This is a genomic window from Vibrio sp. 03-59-1 (assembly GCF_013114135.1).
Classification (GTDB): domain Bacteria; phylum Pseudomonadota; class Gammaproteobacteria; order Enterobacterales; family Vibrionaceae; genus Vibrio; species Vibrio cortegadensis.
Map to the genome: position 1 here is coordinate 184236 of NZ_VTYA01000008.1, position 19069 is coordinate 203304.

At 41.8% G+C, this 19069-nt stretch carries 17 protein-coding genes, 1 tRNA gene and 1 other RNA gene; 6 read left to right on the forward strand and 13 right to left on the reverse strand.

The window, feature by feature from the left end; translation table 11 throughout:
* Positions 1 to 158 precede the first annotated feature (158 nt).
* The gene (locus tag F0249_RS10490) at positions 159 to 1025 is read left to right on the forward strand and encodes a GIY-YIG nuclease family protein (RefSeq protein WP_171756628.1); all 867 of its coding nucleotides are present in this window, start codon (positions 159 to 161) and stop codon (positions 1023 to 1025) included.
* Here the strand turns inward: F0249_RS10490 and F0249_RS10495 are convergent.
* Together F0249_RS10495 and F0249_RS10500 are read right to left on the reverse strand one after the other, a co-directional pair.
* Positions 1022 to 2401 (reverse strand): DEAD/DEAH box helicase, encoded by a 1380-nt coding sequence (locus tag F0249_RS10495; RefSeq protein WP_171756629.1) that lies wholly within the window; start codon positions 2399 to 2401, stop codon positions 1022 to 1024. The two genes, F0249_RS10490 and F0249_RS10495, sit on opposite strands and share 4 nt — an antisense overlap.
* Positions 2395 to 2940 carry a hypothetical protein gene (locus F0249_RS10500; RefSeq protein WP_171756630.1) on the reverse strand — a complete coding sequence of 182 codons (546 nt, stop codon included), beginning with the start codon at positions 2938 to 2940 and terminating at the stop codon, positions 2395 to 2397. Before F0249_RS10500 ends, F0249_RS10495 begins: the two co-directional genes overlap by 7 nt.
* A gap of 101 nt (positions 2941 to 3041) precedes the next feature.
* On the opposite strand from F0249_RS10500, the gene F0249_RS10505 reads away from it, so the two are divergent.
* Positions 3042 to 3344: a helix-turn-helix domain-containing protein gene (locus F0249_RS10505; protein WP_171756631.1), complete on the forward strand. Its 303-nt coding sequence runs from the start codon at positions 3042 to 3044 to the stop codon at positions 3342 to 3344.
* A 2-nt stretch (positions 3345 to 3346) separates the two neighbouring features.
* Here the strand turns inward: F0249_RS10505 and F0249_RS10510 are convergent, their stop codons facing one another.
* From F0249_RS10510 to F0249_RS10535, 6 genes are all read right to left on the reverse strand, one after another.
* The gene (locus F0249_RS10510; protein WP_367613433.1) at positions 3347 to 4330 is read right to left on the reverse strand and encodes a TniB family NTP-binding protein; all 984 of its coding nucleotides are present in this window, start codon (positions 4328 to 4330) and stop codon (positions 3347 to 3349) included.
* On the reverse strand, positions 4330 to 6237 hold the full coding sequence (locus F0249_RS10515; RefSeq protein WP_171756632.1) for a Mu transposase C-terminal domain-containing protein: 1908 nt from the start codon (positions 6235 to 6237) through the stop codon (positions 4330 to 4332). The genes F0249_RS10510 and F0249_RS10515 overlap by 1 nt, the downstream gene beginning before the upstream one ends.
* Positions 6238 to 6906 (reverse strand): Tn7 transposase TnsA N-terminal domain-containing protein, encoded by a 669-nt coding sequence (locus F0249_RS10520; protein ID WP_253825305.1) that lies wholly within the window; start codon positions 6904 to 6906, stop codon positions 6238 to 6240.
* An 82-nt stretch (positions 6907 to 6988) separates the two neighbouring features.
* Positions 6989 to 7085: signal recognition particle sRNA small type (gene ffs, locus F0249_RS10525), an RNA gene on the reverse strand.
* A gap of 146 nt (positions 7086 to 7231) precedes the next feature.
* A complete protein-coding gene (locus F0249_RS10530; RefSeq protein ID WP_171756633.1) occupies positions 7232 to 9346 on the reverse strand; it encodes a GGDEF domain-containing protein in 2115 nt (704 codons plus the stop codon).
* Between the two features lie 196 nt (positions 9347 to 9542).
* On the reverse strand, positions 9543 to 10298 hold the full coding sequence (locus F0249_RS10535; RefSeq protein WP_017052696.1) for a hypothetical protein: 756 nt from the start codon (positions 10296 to 10298) through the stop codon (positions 9543 to 9545).
* Positions 10299 to 10347: 49 nt separating this feature from the next.
* On the opposite strand from F0249_RS10535, the gene F0249_RS10540 reads away from it, so the two are divergent.
* Positions 10348 to 10650 carry an MGMT family protein gene (locus F0249_RS10540; protein WP_171756634.1) on the forward strand — a complete coding sequence of 101 codons (303 nt, stop codon included), beginning with the start codon at positions 10348 to 10350 and terminating at the stop codon, positions 10648 to 10650.
* Between the two features lie 56 nt (positions 10651 to 10706).
* Here the strand turns inward: F0249_RS10540 and F0249_RS10545 are convergent, their stop codons facing one another.
* Entirely contained in the window at positions 10707 to 11138 is a 432-nt protein-coding gene (locus F0249_RS10545; protein WP_017052698.1) for a YbaY family lipoprotein, read from the reverse strand.
* A 168-nt stretch (positions 11139 to 11306) separates the two neighbouring features.
* Between F0249_RS10545 and tesB the strand changes: the two genes are divergently transcribed.
* Positions 11307 to 12167: an acyl-CoA thioesterase II gene (gene tesB / locus F0249_RS10550; protein ID WP_136993694.1), complete on the forward strand. Its 861-nt coding sequence runs from the start codon at positions 11307 to 11309 to the stop codon at positions 12165 to 12167.
* A 66-nt stretch (positions 12168 to 12233) separates the two neighbouring features.
* Here tesB and F0249_RS10555 read toward each other — a convergent pair whose 3' ends face one another.
* On the reverse strand, positions 12234 to 12692 hold the full coding sequence (locus F0249_RS10555; protein ID WP_171756635.1) for an Lrp/AsnC family transcriptional regulator: 459 nt from the start codon (positions 12690 to 12692) through the stop codon (positions 12234 to 12236).
* 122 nt (positions 12693 to 12814) lie between these two features.
* Between F0249_RS10555 and F0249_RS10560 the strand changes: the two genes are divergently transcribed.
* Positions 12815 to 13882, forward strand: a complete 1068-nt coding sequence (locus tag F0249_RS10560) for a PLP-dependent cysteine synthase family protein (protein ID WP_171756636.1) — start codon at positions 12815 to 12817, stop codon at positions 13880 to 13882.
* Between the two features lie 141 nt (positions 13883 to 14023).
* Here F0249_RS10560 and F0249_RS10565 read toward each other — a convergent pair whose 3' ends face one another.
* Genes F0249_RS10565 through F0249_RS10575 form a run of 3 tightly spaced genes read right to left on the reverse strand, consistent with a single transcriptional unit; the run spans position 14024 to position 18627 of the window.
* Positions 14024 to 14338 carry a DUF1244 domain-containing protein gene (locus F0249_RS10565; protein ID WP_017053629.1) on the reverse strand — a complete coding sequence of 105 codons (315 nt, stop codon included), beginning with the start codon at positions 14336 to 14338 and terminating at the stop codon, positions 14024 to 14026.
* Between the two features lie 57 nt (positions 14339 to 14395).
* A complete protein-coding gene (gene vexH, locus F0249_RS10570) occupies positions 14396 to 17509 on the reverse strand; it encodes a vibriobactin export RND transporter permease subunit VexH (RefSeq protein ID WP_171756637.1) in 3114 nt (1037 codons plus the stop codon).
* Positions 17509 to 18627 carry an efflux RND transporter periplasmic adaptor subunit gene (locus F0249_RS10575; protein WP_171756638.1) on the reverse strand — a complete coding sequence of 373 codons (1119 nt, stop codon included), beginning with the start codon at positions 18625 to 18627 and terminating at the stop codon, positions 17509 to 17511. Before F0249_RS10575 ends, vexH begins: the two co-directional genes overlap by 1 nt.
* A 343-nt stretch (positions 18628 to 18970) precedes the next feature.
* Here F0249_RS10575 and F0249_RS10580 point away from each other — a divergent pair.
* Positions 18971 to 19055, forward strand: a tRNA-Tyr gene (locus F0249_RS10580).
* Positions 19056 to 19069 lie beyond the last annotated feature (14 nt).

Sequence of the window (19069 nt, forward strand, 5' to 3'; positions counted from 1 at the left end):
AACAACTTAGTGATGTGTAGGTCTATCGCGCGATTTTATCATACATAGCCAGCTATACGTTAATGTGCATCACATTGAATTGATCATAAATAAAAGTGCTATTTTTTATTCAGTTAGATAGTATCTAGCGCATCGATTGTTGTTAAAAGAGAATGATGATGACTAGAGGAACGCAACTCAAAATATACTTGGCGAACGGCTCTGTGACAGGTATTCGACATGCTGAAATTGTGAACTGGACGGGTCAGGCTATTGCGGTTCCTAGAGTACACATCAAAGAACTCTCTGAATGGGAAGAAACTCAGCGGCCCGGGGTTTACTTTTTATTTGGTTACAACGCAGAGAGTGGCAATAGCCTTGTTTACGTTGGAGAAGCTGAACATATTCAAAAACGCTTATCACAACATTTAGCAGGCAAAGAGTTCTGGAATGAAGCCATTTGCTTTACCAACAAAGATGAAAACTTAACGAAAGCACACGTTAAGTACCTTGAAGCTCGTTTGATCGAAATTATCTTAGAGTCAAAACGATATGACCTCGATAATGACAAGCAGCCACCGACATCTTCATTGCCCAGAGGTGAAAGAGATGCGATGGAGACTTTTATTGACAACATTCGCACTGTTATCGGTTCTTTAGGGCACAAGCTGTTGGAATCGAAGGTGTCTCAAACGAATGCTCCCTTACCAAGCGAACCAGAGAGTATGGTGCTGCAGCTCAAGGTAAAAAAAGTCAATGCTAAGGCAATGCTTACGGATGAAGGTATTGTCGTTTTGAAAGGCTCTCAGGCATTAACAATAGCTCAACCTAGTTTATCTAAAGGCTATACGAAGCTACGTAGTAACCTAGAAGATAAGGGGATTCTAGCGTCATCAGGAGACCGCCTAGTAGCAGCCGAAGACATTCTATTTACTAGCGCCTCTCAAGCCGCCGCAGTACTACTCGGTTACCCTTGCAGCGGCCCTGATTACTGGAGAAGTCCTACCGGAAAAACACTGAAAGAGATTGAAGCAGAATCTATTTAGATAAACGCGGCGATAACTCGCTCTTTAAATTGGCCCAAGCGCAATTCATCCCATGCTAAAGCTAGCCCTGCATTATGTGAATTAATGACATCTGAAGTTTCTCCCCAACTGAGTAAACTTGGTTGGGAGTGATTAGATTGAACGCTTTCAACTACAGTGCTTGATGGCAGGCGCTTTTCATCAATAGTACTTGGCACATTACTCTCTTGTTTAATGTACATGCAGCTATCAGGAATATCCTGCTCAATTCTTTCAGCAAACCCAATCAAACTTTCTTCAGCAAAGGTATACAGCCACGCTTCTTGATTGGGTGAATCATTGATTCTTAATATTCGCCCGAGAACTTGTCTAAAATAGAGTTCTGTTTTTATCGAGCTCATATGGCAACAGACTTGTAAGCGAGGAATATCTGTTCCTTCACTGATCATGCCTACACTCACTATCCATTGAGTATCTGAATGCCTAAACGCTTCAATTTCTTTTAATGGTTCATCGTGATGGTAAGTCACGATGCATGCAGACTGCTGAAACTTATCAACTAATTTGGCTAAAATCTGTTTTGCATGCTTGATGGACGCAGCCACGATCAATCCGCCAGCTCTAGGCGACTCCAATCGTATTTGATTTAATTTTCTACAGCCGCACTCAAGCACATAATTCATTGCTGCTTCATTATGTATAACACTTTGATATGAAGCATCAGATTGTTTAAGGAGCTCTAGTATGGATGAAAAGGATTTAGTTTCACGGCCTTCAACAATGGTTAGATGCTCATTATCAATTAAAGCTATTTGAGGAGCACGGCATACACCGTCTTCTATCGCTTGCTTAAGTGAATATTGATAGTCACAAATTAATTGCCCTTCGGGATCAGTATATTCAGCCATGGCAATAGGGACAGAATCAGAACGCCAAGGTGTTCCTGATAAGGCTAACGTAAACTTAGCCATACCTTGGATCTTCGTTAATACTTGCTCTCCCCAGACGTTCGCTTGCCCATGACAATCTGATGAGCAATGATGAATTTCATCGAAAACAGCAAGCACTCGGTATTTTTTTATTGTGTTCCAAAAAGTGTCATCCAGAAAACGAATCGTTTGATAAGTATAAGACGCCCCAAGCGAACCGAGTCCGCCATTAAAAGAACACTTTAACTTCCAAGAGAAGGTGTTTTTCATGCCCTCGGCGACCGCTAAAGATGGAGAGAAACAAACCACTAAATCAATTTTACCTTCATCAAATAGTCGTTTTGCCACTTCTGCGGCCATAACAGTCTTTCCCGCACCAGGAGTTGCTTGGCATAAAAAATGTGGCTGGTCTTGTGAATACTTTCTGATTACTGCATCAACACAGTGAGATTGCCATTTTCTTAGCATGTTACAGTCCTGGAACTTACTACCTTTAGGATGTTTGATAGAGCGTTAATTTTACCTAGTCGTTTTGCAGATCGATCTTTTGCCTCTGAAAACAATGGCATAAATGATTCTTTCAAGTGAGGGAACCTTTCCATAAGCAATTGATATTCTTCAACCTCGCCAAGAATGATCGCTAGCTCTCCTTCATGTTGATTTTTTTCCGCAACCAATTTGTTAAGGGGAAAATCAGCGCCAACTTGTATCATTTCAATCAAGTTACGACTTCTCTTTTTAGAACCTCTAGGAGCAAATGAATTCTGCAAAAAAAGTGTTGTTTTTGAGTATCTTTTTTTCCGTCCAGAACCCTTTGATGAGATCCACCCCTTCCGTTCAAATGAGAGTATTTGCCTATAAACATACTTTCTTGCATCGTCTATTTTTTCGAAACGATTATTTGTTAGCGCAAAGGCATCTCTGGCCTCTATGACAGTAAAGTTATTCATCTCTTTTTCTATCAATAGGTTAAACATATCACTATTTATTTTTGTTGGTTGTTTCATTTGAACATCTACACACTTAAAAACTTAGGATTGCTAAGTATACAAAAATCAGTAAAACTTAGACAATCTAAGTTATCTAAAGGTTGAAAAGAAATGTGTAAGTGCAAAAAAACAACCCAATCCCCGCGAGGCTCAAAGCTGCGCGTAAAAAAGCCAAAATCACCCAAAAAGATCTAGGGGTGAAAATTGGTATGGAACAAAGTTCTGCTAGCGGTCGTATGAATCATTACGAGAAAGGCAGACATGTACCTGATATTGGTACGCTTGAGCGCATGGCTGAAGAACTAGATGTTCCTCTGAATTACTTTTTCTGTAGGAGCGAATTGAGCGCTGATTTGGCGTGTGCGATTGATAAGATGAGTGATGAAGAGAAGGTGGCTTTGTTGGAGAATCTGAAAAGCTAGCTTTAACCCAATAGTTGCTTCATTGAGAGATTATTGAATATTTGACCGACAAATTTCAATTCACCAGTTTCTGCATCAGGCACGTATTCCTCATAGGATTCGATCTGCTTGATCGCTAAATCATCAATTTCAATAATAAAAGGGTTTGATACATCTATCCCAAAAATCGCTTCATAACCTATGGCAAAGTCACCAACTCGAATAACTGGCTGTTTTGCTAATAATGCTGACTCTAGGGCTGATGCAATGAGTTCTTTCAGCATTCCCACCATTCCATGACTGGCCGCCAATAACCTCATTGCAAGATCGACATCTGTTAGATCGATCTCAAAAGGCATAGGCACTGAGTTTACCATCGCCTCCAATAAATCCATGTAACGATCTATTGATGCCTCATCTGTTATTTTTATGTATGGCAACTCTCTTTTAACCATAATCCGTCGTTCCCACTGAGAGTCTTCCAATATCAACTTAGCGCTTGGGATACCTACAAAAACAATCGGCAGCCGGCAATCATCACTGATCATCTTAAGACGATCCCTGATATTTTGCCTTGCTTTGTGTGTTGTACATTCAAACAGTTCCTGGCACTCTTCGATCACTAGTAATTTTAAATCAGTTCGTTTAATACACGTACTGACATGCGTCTCCAAACCAATATCTGACGCTTTAGCTTTACGGTTTTTATAAACACTGAGTTCTTTCGCTATCCAAAGCAAGGTTTCATGTAGTGTTGGCCTAACTCTAGTTATCAGCACCTCCTTTGCTGAAAGGTTGTTAGCAACATAATACTTAATCAAAGCTGATTTTCCTGCACCTGTACCGCCAGTTAATAACATAGAAGGAACGAACGCTCCAAACTTCCTACGCTTAATTAACCAATCAAGACCTGCAAATACTTTCTCTACTTCGGGGTAGATAGTGAAGGAATCATGATAATCCGACAAAACTAGATCAATTGGAGAGTTGGACATTGGTTGAGACACTAACTATTCCTCTCTTTTTTGCGTCGATTCCACCTAGAACGAAAATCGTTAAGCGGTTCCACCTTTTTTTCGCTTGATTCCTTTTCGTTAGTAATTGAAGTGTGAACGTTTGACTGATTGCCCGAGCTATCACTATTAACCCCTGTTAACTCAGCTGTTTTTTTAGTTCCACTTGCCTTTCGTGTTCTTTCCGGTAACGACATCTGCGCTAGGTTTACTTGCTCACTCTGAATACGAGCATGTAGCGCCATTCTTGCTTTTGCTAGCGATAGCGCGTTGATCTCTCCCTTAATATAATCTCGGTGTATTTTCACTAACCTTTGATGCTCGCACAGGCTCAGTTTGTCTGTATACCCATCAGCATTTTTACTAGGCACCTCTAAATAGCTTGATAACTCTTCAAGAAAAACATAGATGGTAGAGAGGTCATCAGGGTCAATTTTTATTTTCTTTTTTCTAGACTCTTTAGATTGTGGGTATTGTTTTCGATATTGCGACAGGGCTTCCGAATCGTACTCCAGATGCTTGAATTTAATGCCTTTACTCGTTAGCGCTCCAATATGAAGAATACCCATAACGATGCTAAAAGATTTTTCCTTTTCCGCTAAAAGCTGCATTGGTGGCAGTACTTCGAAACTTTTCTGCCAATACAAATTAGGGATACGAGTATGCCTCGTATCTGCTTTAACATTGTGTACATCAACAATCCACCGGTGCAATTCTTCAACAAATACACTAAAGCGCATAACTGCATCTTTTTCTGGTTTATAGTCTTCTTTTTCAAGCACATTAGAAAATGTTTTTCCAGGAACCCAACCGACTATACCCTGAATTATTTCACCAAACTTTCTCTCTACGAAAGGTTTTAGCCATGGCTTTCTTACCTTATTAAAAACAATATTAATACCTGATTCAGTACAAGCATCCTCCAGGCTTTTGGACCAAAATTCAGCACCATTATCAACAACCAAATTTTCTATCTTCCCTCGACAAGGCCATTCATTTTGAAATTCAATAGGTAACGACGAAATGTAGTCTTTTTTCTTGATAGAGTGGAGAATAGCTTTTGAAGCAGATACATAACTTGGAGCTTTGAAACCTAAATGAAAACCAATGATACAACCACTGAATACATCGACTAGAAGCGTTAGATAGGCTCTACCTAAGGGAATCATCAAATCATCATGAAGTAGTATTAGATCTAATGGCGTATGGTCAATCTCAACACGTTCTAGGATCCGAGTAGGCATTTTAACTGACTGATAGTAGTTATAAAGCTTGTCGGCATAATACTTTCCATGCCTAGCTAGCGCTACGCTATAAGGCTGTTCTTTCTTGATTCTATTCTTAAAAGATTCATATGACACCATAGGTATTTGATCTGAAACTAATGTTTCATTCGCGATGGTTATTTCGTCACAATAAACTTGAAACGCAGCACTGATTGAAGGTCTAACGGCATCGAGATACCGCTCTAAAGCACTTTCATAATAAACTTCATCTCCAGTAACCCTCGGCCCCCGATTACCCTTCAGGTGATTCTTATCAACCAAACTTGTAAAGTTACCATGGCTATCACTGAAAGCTTTATGCCACCGTATTAGCGTCTTATAGCTTGGCTTAGGGAGGGATATCTTATCGAAATGTAGGTCAATCAACGGGTTGAGATTTTTGGGAGTCCAACCACCCTTGAGATCTTTATTAACTAAACAAAGCAATTTATACCGTTCTAGAGCTTTTTCTTTTTGTTCCGGAGGGAAGGAATCTAAATCCCGATCATAAGTCTTTGTATTATTTAACGAGTCATATTGGAGCTGAGTTCGTTTCGTCTCAGGCAGTAATAAAAACTCCTGTTCTGCCTCTTCCGAAATGATAGGGTCGAATTCATCCTTAAAGTGTCGGCTCATTTAGTTAACCCAAATAGTGCTGTTCCCATTTAGCACTTCCAAGTCAAAATTTGCTCTAGCTTTTCCAACAGAAATCAACCGGAGTACTGAAGCAAACACCTCACCGATAGAAAAGCCTGTATCTTGGACTAACTCATAAATTTTAGTTGTTTTTGAAAGCAGCAGTACTTCAAATACTGTATCCGTTAACGTATCACCTTCAATACACCCACTGTAGCGATGCACCATTTCACTATTTTTTAAGAAATAACCCGTTCGAATCTGTTTGTCTGTGACCAAAATCAAATCAAATCCAAGCTTTTTGGAGGCTTGCTTACGTGCTTGAAACTTCAGTCTAAATTCTTTGCTTAATGTCTTTGAATAGGGTTTGGTTTCAACAAAGCTATAACAACCATCAGTATAAATCACTAAAAAATCAGGTGTATAAGGAAGTTTCTTGCCATCAAAGTCATAGAGAAACCCTTTAGGTTGGGATTCAAAACTCACAACTTCGGAATCGTACTCAAAATGGTAGCAACAATCTTTTTCTAGGCTTCCCTCACACATAATCGTATCTTTGTTCTTTGTACTAGCAAACTTAAAGATATTTTTATTCGGTGATGGTTTACGAAGATTACGGATATACATGTGCGCCCCTAATTGTTGTAAGAAAACAACTAAATTAAGCATAGGACACTTTTTGACTTTTAAAAGGACAGGTTATAGTTTTTTTGGGACAGGATATGATTTCAGCGACATTTTTAATGGGTGGAAGCCCCAGCCACATCCCGGCACACACGTCGCCTGCTGCGGCTGCTTCCTTCCGGATCTGACCGAGTTCACAAGTTAGTGTTGCGGGAGGACCAGGGCCTCCATAGATTCTTTTTCTTAAACGAGCGTCTCGTCAAAGAGTGAGGGGATTATCAAGCATCCCTGACACTAATGCAAGCCCCACAAGGTACGAAAGCCAACTTTTTAGTTCAAGTGCGCAATAAAACATCGCTTAGTATAATCACTATACATTCGAAGCCATTCCGCCCTCATCGTTCACCACAATTCTAGGGTTAACAAACATAAATTCAGTACCTTCGCTATTTTTAGCATCATACATTGAGCGGTCTGTTTTCCTCAGCGCTTCTCTTAAACTGCATTCGCCTTCTCTAGGCAAGTAGATCCCCATAGAAACTTTTACTGCAAATTCAATCTGTTCTTTTGGCCGTTGAAAGTTAAAACTACCTAAGCGATTGAGCAATTCGGATAGCTTATGTTCGGGAACTTCTCCAACCAAAATAAATTCATCGCCACCAATTCGGAAACAACGTCCTTGCCACTCTCTTTTAATCAGCTGAGCGTACTCTTGAAGGATAAGATCCCCGACATGGTGGCCATAAGTATCATTAATCTGCTTAAACTTATTAATGTCTAAATACACCAATGTTTGAGATGGCTTTAATCCTCTTCGGTAGCGATGGCGTAAACTGCGCCGATTTCCAAGTTTGGTTAAGCTATCTGTATTCGATTGGGTGTGTAAATAAATCGCCACCAAAAACATAAAGCAAAGTAGGACGATAAAAACACTTTGCGTTCGACTAGCCAGTTTCTGCTCCGCTTCATGAGTACTTCGCCAATCTGGAGCCTGATCATAGAATCTATTCAGTCTATCAGTATCAATAACCTGTAACGCTCTTGAGAAGAAAAACGCTAATTTCTCACCTCTATCCGTTTTTGGGAAACCGAGAGCAACATCGGAACGGAAGAGTTTGTCGATTGAGTGATCTCTTGTGATCGGAAGCAAACTTTTTTCTTTCAATAAAGCGCTTAACGTAGCGTTATTAAGCGCAATATAGTCAACCTCGGCATCAAGTAATGCATCCACTAATTCTCCATCGTTGCGATAGCGAAACAGATATTTTTGAGGTAAAAGTTGAGTCAATAATTCATCGAAAAAATCACCTTTTATGACTCCAATGTTTTCGGTAATCAGCTCTGATGCGTTTCGGTAAACATCTGGTTTGTAACCTATACGCTTGACTAGCAGGGATTCTGCTGTGTAGTGCGGAGTACTAAAATTAACTAAAGCTTTACGTGGTTCAGAGATATTCAGTGGAGCAAGCACATCAATTCGATTCATCAGTAAATCTTGGTACATGCTTTCCCATGTCTCTTCTGCGGAACTGACCAGTTGGCATTGAAACCCTAAAATATCGCATGCTTGGAAAATGGCGTCCGCACTGTTGCCTTTCGCTGAACCATCAGGTTGGTATATAGCAAAAGGAGTCATATTTTCTAGTTTAACAAGTAAAGGTTTACGAAGATCTAATCCACTATTGAAGACTTCGCGCCTTAGTGCCTGTTGGCGTAAATCGAACTGATACTGCTCAACCTTCTCTCTTAAACGTTTCTGTATTTTCTCTGAGTGTAAGTAATCGACAAAATAGGAAAGCTCGGATGCATGAGTGCCTTTCATCGAAACGATAGACACAGGCTTAATCGAGATCTTATCGTTCAACATTTTTGCATCGAACCCACGACTCAGCATTGGCTCCAATTGATTTATCGCATCCACAACCCCCGCCACCGAATGGTTATTCAGCAACGCCAACGCTTGATGGGTGCCGTCATACTCAATCAACTCTATTTGTGGGTAGTTAACCTGAATCAGATCGCCATAAATTGTATTTTTAGGCACTCCAAGCTTTGAAATGTCGGCCAACTCTGTATCTAGCCGACTATAAAGAAAAGTATATTCTATATTGGTAGGGCGGGAAAAATCGAAACGTAGCGAACGAGATTTTGTGTGAGTAATATTCGCGGCGAAGTCACTCTCCCCCACTTCTACCGCTCGTAAAATTGAATCAAAGCTTGGGTAATCGACATATTGAATAGAGAGTTCAAACTCTTCAGCGAGGGCGTCAAACAGAATACGTGTGACAATATCATCCGCTTCGGTTGCCACGGAGTAATGCATTTTGCTTTGTGGAACACTTTCGCTCGCCGTAGCATGAAATACACCACTAAAGCCGATGGAGACCCAAACGACGAACCATAAGATTGGTCGCAGATTTCGAAATATATTCGCCACTAAACATACCCTAAAGATAGTTTTGATGACACCACACTGAATACTCATATGGTATCTTATGCACTTAACCATATATTGAAGATATGTATACGTCTAGACTATTTAATCTCTACTGTTTCCAATCTCTCAATAAATCCAGTTTCTAGGTAATTAAAGCTTTCTAAGTAATTAGAACTTTATGGCTCAAGCTTTAATTACTTCTTTTTCTAGACCCGTACCCTGCCAAAATCAAGGCGTGACGAGATCAAAGCTCGCTAGGCTCTTCATCTGAACGAATAATATAATCGGTCATCCAAGCGGTTCCTAGTAAGCATAACCAGACAACAAATACCGGATTAGGGACATCCACATTCGGGGAGATAATTAATGCAGCAAAACCGACCGTCGGTAGCGTCCAGCAGAGAAGTTGGTTCCACTTGAATTTTGTTGATTTTGTCAGCATTTCCATTGAGGCAATGATGCCCACAATACAAAGGGAAACCAATGCGGCATGAGATAAACCCGCCGCCCACAACGGAATAATTAACCCCAAAGACCACCAGCTGTGCCGACTGACAATTTTTCGGTTTTCACTTTTCCAATAATTCGCTACCCACCATATGGCAACAACGACGAGTGTTTGGATGATCGTAACCCACGGTGTTCCGTCCAGCTTGCCTGCATTTTGTGTCACCATGATCCCGACTTGAAGAGTCAACACCACCAAACTTGCCGTCAGTAATATTCCCAACGAACTTCGCTTCGAAAATGCCACCATTAATAGAGGGAACAGGACCCAAACACTGACAGAAAGTGTAATTGACTGCATTGGAAGTGTGAGCCCGTAAATCGTCATCGCGGCGAGAAATACTAGCCCTGCGACTCCACCTTGAGGTAAAACCCATAAAGCAGGGATAATTAAAGCGATAACAGGAATGTCTCCAGCGCTTAAGCTAATGGCAAGCGCACAAACAATCGCTAATATTGTTGTGATCAAGAACTGAATTGTTGAAAATACCATAGCTCCTCCTTCTACCAATCCGTGGCAACTTGAACTAGGAATTTTTATTATGGATCATTTTTTACCGCAAGTCTTTGCTGTAATTCACCAAATTCCCTTTGGGAAAGTCACCACTTATGGAGAAGTGGCCCGTTTTGCTGGTTTCCCAGGCTATGCTCGGCATGTAGGTAAAGCACTCGGGAATCTTCCTGAAGGCAGTAAATTACCTTGGTTTAGGGTCATAAACAGTAAAGGAGAAATCTCACTGAAGGGTGATGCGTTTGAACGGCAAAAAAGCCAATTGCAAGCGGAAGGAATTGAGGTGAGCTCGATAGGAAAAATAAAGCTAAGATTATACAAATGGCAGCCTTGATTGGCTGCCATTGATGAAAATGAATCGATTAATGTCGAAAAAATTGCGTTCTAACTTTAGTTACGAATACCTTTAAGCATTAAAGCGACGTGTTGTGTTTGGTTATTATCAGTGATTACAGGGGTAACCGTATCGGTAATAAAACGTAACTTACCGTCCACTTCAATTTTTGCACGAACATTGTAAGTATGATTACTTTGAATTTTCCTGCTGTCATAATCAAGCTGGAAATCTAAAGGAATTTGCTTGCTGTTTGTTTCAAAGCGATGTTTCGCTATCACTTTAGCAGGCGCATCAGCTAATGAAATATCTTCTAAAATAACGGTCACTAACGCACCCGGTTGTAATGCAATACGCTCACGATATGCCACACTACCAGTAATCGTTTGTACGGCACTGGTCTCTAACTCAGGTTGTGGCGAAGTCTGACAGCCAAATAATGCGCCACCGAAGATAACAGATATAACAAGTAAAAGTGCCTTTTTCATGAATACTCTCTTAACGTATTGAATTCAGGATATATATTGTAATGAGCGTAATTATAGATAGGCTTTGTCACTATGTCTTGAATGTTTGTAACTTATTGACAGAACTTTGACTGAACCATTAATTCACAAATTTTAAGCTCTTTGAAAGCTTCTATTAAGGTATATAAAATGAGTAAACCACTTAAAGAGTTACTAAGCTTACTGCAACTCGAAAAGCTAGAAGAAGGGCTATTTAGAGGCCAGAGCGAAAACTTAGGCTTACCACAAGTCTATGGGGGACAAGTTCTTGGTCAGGCACTTTCTGCTTCGCGCTATACTGTAGAGGATGACCGTTCTGTTCACTCATTCCACAGCTACTTTCTTTACCCTGGCGATCCGGAAAAACCTATCATTTACGATGTGGAAAACTTAAGGGATGGGCGAAGCTTCAGCACTCGCCGAGTGAAAGCGATTCAAAACGGACGTCCTATTTTTTATCTCACTGCTTCTTATCATGGTAACGAACCAGGATTCGAACACCAAAATACGATGCCAGAGGTTCCCGGCCCTGAAAACTTTGCGTCTGAATCTGAGCTTGCTAGCCATATTGCTGAATTCTTACCTGAAAAATTACGTAAGACATTCTGTGGTGAAAAACCGATCGAAATGCGCCCAGTCACTATCGTCAACCCACTTGCTCCAAAGAAAACAGAGCCAAAGCAGTACTTATGGATCAAAGCCAATGGTGAGATGCCCGATAACCATTTAATTCATCAATACCTGCTGGCTTATGCGTCTGATTGGGGATTTCTGGTCACGGCATTGCATCCGCATGAAGTATCACTGATGACGCCAAAATTCCAAGTGGCTACCATCGACCACTCCATTTGGTTCCATCGCCCATTTAAGCTCGATGAATGGTTGCTATACGCCATTGAGAGCCCGACGGCAAGTAACAACCGTGGACTGGTACGTGGTGAAATTTACAATCGCCAAGGTGATTTAGTGGCAACTGCCGTGCAAGAAGGGGTGATGCGCTTTACGAAATAATGCTAATGAATAACGCTATGTTTTGAATTCCTTTCATACGGCGCAAACTACATTCATTGTGAATGATTAAATGGGGAGCGCCGTTGTGTATTTCAGCGGTTCCATCGCAAAAGTCGAGGTGACATTTGAGATGCCATCAACACTGTTCACTAATCGCTTGTAAAACTTATCAAAGCATTTCATATCTTTAACGAGAACCTTGAGCATGTAGTCATACTCCCCTGCCATGCGATAAAACTCCATCACCTCTGGAAAAAGCGTCACCGTATCAACAAATTGGCTGTACCATTCATGTGAGTGATTACTGGTCTTAACCATTACGAAAGCGGTAAAAGACAAGCCAAGCTTTTCAGGGTTCAGCAACGCCACTCGCTTTTCAATGATCCCTTTATCTTCCAATCGTTTAAGCCGTTTCCAACAAGGTGTGGTGGTTAAATTCACCGCCTCAGCCAAATCATTTAATGACAAAGTGCTATCAACTTGCAGCATTGAGAGAATTTTCTTATCAGCGTTATCAAGATCCATTTCATCAAAAACCTTTCACAGAGAAATATATTCTCCTTTTTACCAGAATCAGAGTCTTTTTTGTGAAGTTTTTCTCCCAATTTGTAGGTAAATTAATCTTATACCAAGTTAGGAGATAGCTCATGTGTACTGATCACCAATGGATAAACAATGCAATTCGCAAATTAGAAGCCGATTTTCAACGCTCTGCGGACACTCATCTTATTAAGCTTGAACTTCCTAGTATTGAAGGAGTGGATGTCTACCTAAAAGATGAAAGTACCCATCCGACGGGTTCATTGAAACACCGTTTGGCTCGCTCTCTCTTCTTATACGCGATCAGTAACGGTTGGATTGGGCCAGAGACGACGGTTATTGAATCATCGTCTGGTAGCACTGCGGTATCTGAAGCTTATTTTGCCCGTCTTCTTGGCTTACCTTTTATCGCAGTGATGCCTAAATGCACCGCACGTAAGAAAATCGAACAAATTGAATTCTATGGCGGTACTGCCCACTTAGTGAATAGAACCGATGAGATCTATCAGGAATCTCGCCGTTTAGCCGATGAATTAAACGGCCATTATATGGATCAGTTTACTTACGCTGAACGCGCAACAGATTGGCGCGGAAACAATAACATTGCCAATTCAATCTTTAGCCAAATGAAACTGGAAGATCACCCAGAACCGACTTGGATTGTAATGAGCCCCGGAACAGGAGGGACATCAGCAACGATTGGCCGTTTCATTCGCTACCAAAAATACAACACCAAGCTATGCGTGGTTGACCCTGAAAACTCTGTTTTCCACGACTATTATCGTACTCGCAATACCAACCTCACCGGAGATTGCGGCAGTAAAATTGAAGGCATTGGCAGGCCACGAGTCGAACCGAGTTTCATCCCAGGTGTGATTGATGAAATGCAGACGATCCCTGATGCTGCAAGTGTGGCTACTGCTCACTGGTTAGAAAAAGTATTGGGCCGAAAAGTAGGCGCATCAACAGGTACTAATCTATATGGCGTTCTACAATTGGCGGCTCAAATGAAAGCCAAAGGAGAAACGGGATCCATTGTTACGCTGTTATGTGACAGTGGCGAGCGCTACTTAGATACTTATTACAACCCTGAGTGGGTCGCGAATAATATTGGTGATCTTCAACCTTACTTGGAACGTTTAGAAGCATTTGAGTTGACGGGTTATATTGAGTAGCCGTTTATATTGAGCAGCCGTTTACGCTCGCTCTATCTCATCCTAAAATACGTTGATTAAAAAAGCCTACAGACACTTTCAATTTGAAAGAACAATGTGCTGTAGGCTTTTATCTTATGACGTTTACTGATGTCTGATTAACTACTTCTGTTTTGCGTCAAAGGCAGCAAGTTGCTCTGGCGTTGCTTTGGGCTGATGATTCTGCTTCCACTCATCATAAGTCATGCCATACACTCGTTCACGGGCATCATCAATATCGAGATCCAATCCTTGGGTTTCAGCTTCTGCCTTATACCATTTACTAAAACAGTTACGGCAGAAACCCGCGAGGATCATCAGATCGATATTTTGCACATCTTTATTATCATCTAAATGCGCCAGTAAGCGTCGAAATGCTGCTGCATCTAGTTTGTCTTGTTGCTCTTGAGTCAGATTTTTATATTTGAAATCAGCCACTTTACTTTCCCTTTCTTCTTAGTATTTATGCTTGTATGTTAGCACTGTTTACTTCATTTATCCGTGGCTTGTTCGCCCTTTTGTGTCGTGATCTAATTCTCGATTCAGCTCTGCTTCTACATGACCAGGCGATTGGGTATGACCCGAAATCAGGCGATACATCGCAGGAATCACGAACAGTGTCACTAGTGTCGCAAACGCCATACCAAAGAAGATCACCGTACCAACCGCGACTCGGCTTTCATAACCAGCGCCCGTTGACATAATCAATGGTATTGCGCCTGCTAGCGTAGTAAATGCAGTCATCAATATTGGCCTTAAACGACGAGCAGCGGCATCGACAATCGCTTGTTCAAATTCAATACCACGGTCTCTTAATTGGTTTGCAAACTCAACTATCAATATTCCGTTTTTGGTCACCATCCCGATCAACATGATCATGCCGATTTGGCTATAAATATTAAGCCCTTGCTCCATCACAACCAGCCCGAGGAAGCCGCCAAAGACGCCCATTGGAACGGTAAACATCACCACCATTGGGTTAATGAAGCTTTCAAACTGAGCCGCTAGTACCAAGTACGCCACCAGCAGTGCTAGACCAAATACGATTAAAATACTCGACTGATTCTCTTTGAAGTCTTTAGATTCACCGGTGTAATCAACTGAAATATCGCCAGGCAAGAGTTCAATGGCTTTTGCATCAAGAAAATCCAATGCCTCGCCAAGCGTTGCATCATTGATTAAATTAGCACTCAACGTGATCGATTTCTGTTTATTGACATGAGAAAGTCGAATCGATGACGCGACTTCTTCGATCTTCGTGACCGTATCAAGAGTCACTAAATCGCCACTCGCGGTTCTCATGTAAATTTGGCTCAAGTCCGCCGCATTGTTGAAGCTATTTTCGTCACCACGTAAGTACACATCGTACTCTTCACCGCGATCAACAAAGGTTGTTTCACTTTTGCCGCCGAGCATGACTTCGAGTGTTTCGGAAATATCGGAAATTTTAATGCCGAGCTGTGACGCACGATCTCTATCAACGGACACCACCAACTCAGGTGTTTTCTCTGAGTAGTTGATGTCTGCGCCTTCCATAAGTGAACTATTGTTGGCTTCTGTTTTGAGTATCTCTGCCCATTTTTGTAACTCTTTATAGTCCGAGCCGCCCAAGACAAACTGAACGGGCTCACTCGATCCACCACGGAACCCCGGCATCATAGGGAAGACTCTGGCATCTGGAATATCGACCAAGGTTTTACGGATCAAGCCTAATGCTTGTTGCGCGGTTTGGTCTCTGTCTCCCCAATCTTCCAAAATCATGATGACAAAGCCGGTTTGGTCACCCGCCATTCCACCAAATGCTGGAGACTGAATGCTGAATGACTTCAACACGCCTTGGCCCAACAGTGGCATTAGACGTTGCTCAACTAAGTCCATGTTAGAGCTCATGCGGTTGTAACTGGTTGCATCCGCACCACGAACAAACGCAAAGATCGCACCTCGGTCTTCTTGCGGTGTCAGTTGAGCGGGAACATGATTAAGCAAAGCAAAGCTACCACCAATACAACTCATGATGATGATTGGAGCTATCCATCGCCACTGCACGGCTCTTTTCACTAAACCTCGATATCCCTCTTCAAGACGGGCAAAGATTCTTTCTATAAAGAGGTTAAAGCGATTTGGTTTCACATTGGCTTTAAGGATCTTACTCCCTAACACTGGCGTTAACGTCAGTGCGATGAGTGAAGAGAAAATAACGGACATCGCTAACAACACTGAAAATTCAGTAAAGAGCAAACCGACCATGCCGTCCATAAAGGAGATAGGTAAGAACACCATGACCAAAACTAAGGTGGTTGCCACTACCGCAAAGCCCACTTCACGTACACCTTTATATGCCGCGAGTAATGGCTTTTCACCTTTTTCAATGTGATGGAAAATATTTTCAACCACCACAATGGCATCATCGACTACTAAACCAATTGATAATATGAGTGCCATTAAAGTGATCAGGTTAATCGAGAAACCAAAATAGTATGCCGCCATAAATGAGGAGATCAGCGATACTGGCACCGTCACTGCGGGAATCAACGTCGCTCTTGCTTGCCCAATAAAGACATACAGAACCAGTATGACCAATCCACCTGTAATAAATAGTGTGTTGTAGACTTCTGAAATTGAACGGTCGATGAACACGGTAGAGTCATAATCAACCGCTAAGCGAGTACCTTCTGGCAAGAATTGTTGGATCTTAGCGACTTCTTCGTGAACGAGACTTGCTACTTCTAATGGGTTCGCGTCCGACTGAGGCACAATGCCCATACTTACGTTGACTACGCCATCACTTTTAAACGTAGAATTTTCATTCTCTGCGCCAAGAAATACATCAGCAACATCTTTAAGGTAAATCGACGTACCATCACTGGTGGTTTTCACTACAAGGTAGTTGAAATCATCCGCTTGCTGATAAAGACGTTCCGTTCTTACTGACATGACAATCGAATCATTACGAACTTCACCGCCCGGGCTTTCGATATTCTCTGAACGTAAAGCATTGGTAATATCAGTGGTGGTGATACCGCGCCCTGCCATCAGTTCAGGTTTCAACTTCACATACATCACTTTGTAAAGGCCGCCAGAGATATCGACCGAACTCACTCCTGAGATCAGGCTGAACCTATCCATTAATACACGCTCGGTGTAATCGGTCAGTTCAGTGCGATCCATGATGTCGGAGCTTAAATTGATGTACATCGACGCTTCGCCACTACCGTTATTTTTGTAAACGATAGGATCATCCGCTTCATCAGGAAGACCACGCTGAGCCCGCGCAACTGCATCTCGAACGTCACTCACCCCAGTATTTAAGTCGTAACCTAAATCGAATGTGATGGTGATTCGAGAACTGCCATTTCTTGTGGTTGAACTGATTTCATCAATACCACTGATCCCAGAAAGCTGATCTTCAAGTACTGTGGTGATCTGACTCTCCATAATGGTGGCAGACGCCCCTTCATAGCGAGTACTGACCGACACCACTGGATTTTCAATATCAGGCATCTCACGAACAGCAAGTTTGTTAAATGACACGATACCAAATACACAAAGCAATAGACTTAGAACAATCGCGACAACTGGCCTTTTTACCGCTGTATCAGACAACCACATTATTGTTGCTCCTTCTCAGCATGAACACTTGAAGCTGGTTCGTTGCTGATCATTGCAGATGCATCATTTTTTTCAACAGGCTCTCCGGCAGCATTAACCAGTTTAATCGCAACGCCATCACGCATATTAACCAAGCCTTGAACAACAATGTTTTGCCCGATCTCTAATCCTTTCTCGATAACGACTTCATTACCTACGCGAGCACCTAGAAGCACTTCTTGACGCTGTGCTTTATTTTGGTCATCAATAATGTATACATATCGTTTCGTTCCCGAGTATTGCAATGCTTGTACTGGGATGATGGGTGCGCTGATTGCAGGGAAATCGATAGTAGCCGCCATTAGCATGCCCGGTTTGAGTTTACTCTCCGGATTAGCAAATTCGATTCGTACGCGCAGGTTAAGTGTCTCTTGGTTAATACGAGAATCAATCCCAACCACTTCACCAGCAAAAGACTGATCGCCCCACGCTTGGCTCGTCGCGATCACTTTCATACCAGTTGATAGCTTAGATAAGTAACGTTCAGGCACTTGTAAATCGAGCTGCATCAGAGAAAGGTTATCCAATGTGATGAGTTCACTCCCGACACTCACCATTTTACCCAGGCTGAAATCAACAAAGCCGACAGTTCCAGCAAATGGCGCACTGATGTGTAAATCGCGTAAATTTGCGTTTGCCGCTTCTAAACGAGCTTGAGCAATATCAACATTGGTTTTTTGTGCATCAATTTCCGTTTGAGTGATCGCATTTCGCTTCACCAGACGTTCAAACTCTTTCAACTTTCGCTGCTCATCTTTTAAATAAGCGTTCGCCTCTTTAACTGCGGCACTCGCTTTGTCATCATTTAGCTGAACCAATAACTGGCCTTGTTTCACTTTCTGATTTGCGTAAATCGCAATTTGCTCTACTTTTCCTGAAACTTCAGGAGAAATGACCACAGATTGTTTGGCCTCAAGTTTTCCAATCAGTGAAAGCGATTGAGATATATCGTGCTGAGAAACAGTTTGAGCAACAACGGCTACCGTTCTCCCTCCTGTAGATGGACGCTTAGCGTTAGAAACCGAACTAAATGCAACAACTGAAATGGCGAAGAGCGCCACTATTGTATTTTTTTTCATACGACTACTTATATAAAAGAGGTTATTACCAATATTGATGACTCTAGTTTACCAACAGATTAACGGTTTGTTCGTCAAGGAATGTAAAGCCGATAGATAAAATGTAAAAGAACCAAAGAAATAGAGACATCAATCTCAATTACCTCGTATAAATATCGCTGTCTTAATAGACAAAATGCGCATTTTCCGGCTTCCTTGCCCAAAAAGGCAGCATTCAACTCAAAATCATACGAAAAATCCTTTACAGCTTTAACGAGTTTGCTATGATGCGCTCCGCACTTGAGGGATGAGTTGGGAAAACATTCTTTTAGTTTACTTCTTATAAAGAAGTAAGAAATACCCTGGAGGGGTTCCCGAGTGGCCAAAGGGATCAGACTGTAAATCTGACGGCACTGCCTTCGATGGTTCGAATCCGTCCCCCTCCACCATATTCTCTTAAGCG

Coding starts and splice junctions, on each gene's coding strand:
- F0249_RS10490 (WP_171756628.1), top strand. CDS start 159: ATGACTAGAGGAACGCAACTCAAAATATACTTGGCGAACGGCTCTGTG.
- F0249_RS10495 (WP_171756629.1), bottom strand. CDS start 2,401: ATGCTAAGAAAATGGCAATCTCACTGTGTTGATGCAGTAATCAGAAAG.
- F0249_RS10500 (WP_171756630.1), bottom strand. CDS start 2,940: ATGAAACAACCAACAAAAATAAATAGTGATATGTTTAACCTATTGATA.
- F0249_RS10515 (WP_171756632.1), bottom strand. CDS start 6,237: ATGAGCCGACACTTTAAGGATGAATTCGACCCTATCATTTCGGAAGAG.
- F0249_RS10520 (WP_253825305.1), bottom strand. CDS start 6,906: ATGCTTAATTTAGTTGTTTTCTTACAACAATTAGGGGCGCACATGTAT.
- F0249_RS10530 (WP_171756633.1), bottom strand. CDS start 9,346: ATGAGTATTCAGTGTGGTGTCATCAAAACTATCTTTAGGGTATGTTTA.
- F0249_RS10535 (WP_017052696.1), bottom strand. CDS start 10,298: ATGGTATTTTCAACAATTCAGTTCTTGATCACAACAATATTAGCGATT.
- F0249_RS10540 (WP_171756634.1), top strand. CDS start 10,348: ATGGATCATTTTTTACCGCAAGTCTTTGCTGTAATTCACCAAATTCCC.
- F0249_RS10545 (WP_017052698.1), bottom strand. CDS start 11,138: ATGAAAAAGGCACTTTTACTTGTTATATCTGTTATCTTCGGTGGCGCA.
- tesB (WP_136993694.1), top strand. CDS start 11,307: ATGAGTAAACCACTTAAAGAGTTACTAAGCTTACTGCAACTCGAAAAG.
- F0249_RS10555 (WP_171756635.1), bottom strand. CDS start 12,692: ATGGATCTTGATAACGCTGATAAGAAAATTCTCTCAATGCTGCAAGTT.
- F0249_RS10560 (WP_171756636.1), top strand. CDS start 12,815: ATGTGTACTGATCACCAATGGATAAACAATGCAATTCGCAAATTAGAA.
- vexH (WP_171756637.1), bottom strand. CDS start 17,509: ATGTGGTTGTCTGATACAGCGGTAAAAAGGCCAGTTGTCGCGATTGTT.
- F0249_RS10575 (WP_171756638.1), bottom strand. CDS start 18,627: ATGAAAAAAAATACAATAGTGGCGCTCTTCGCCATTTCAGTTGTTGCA.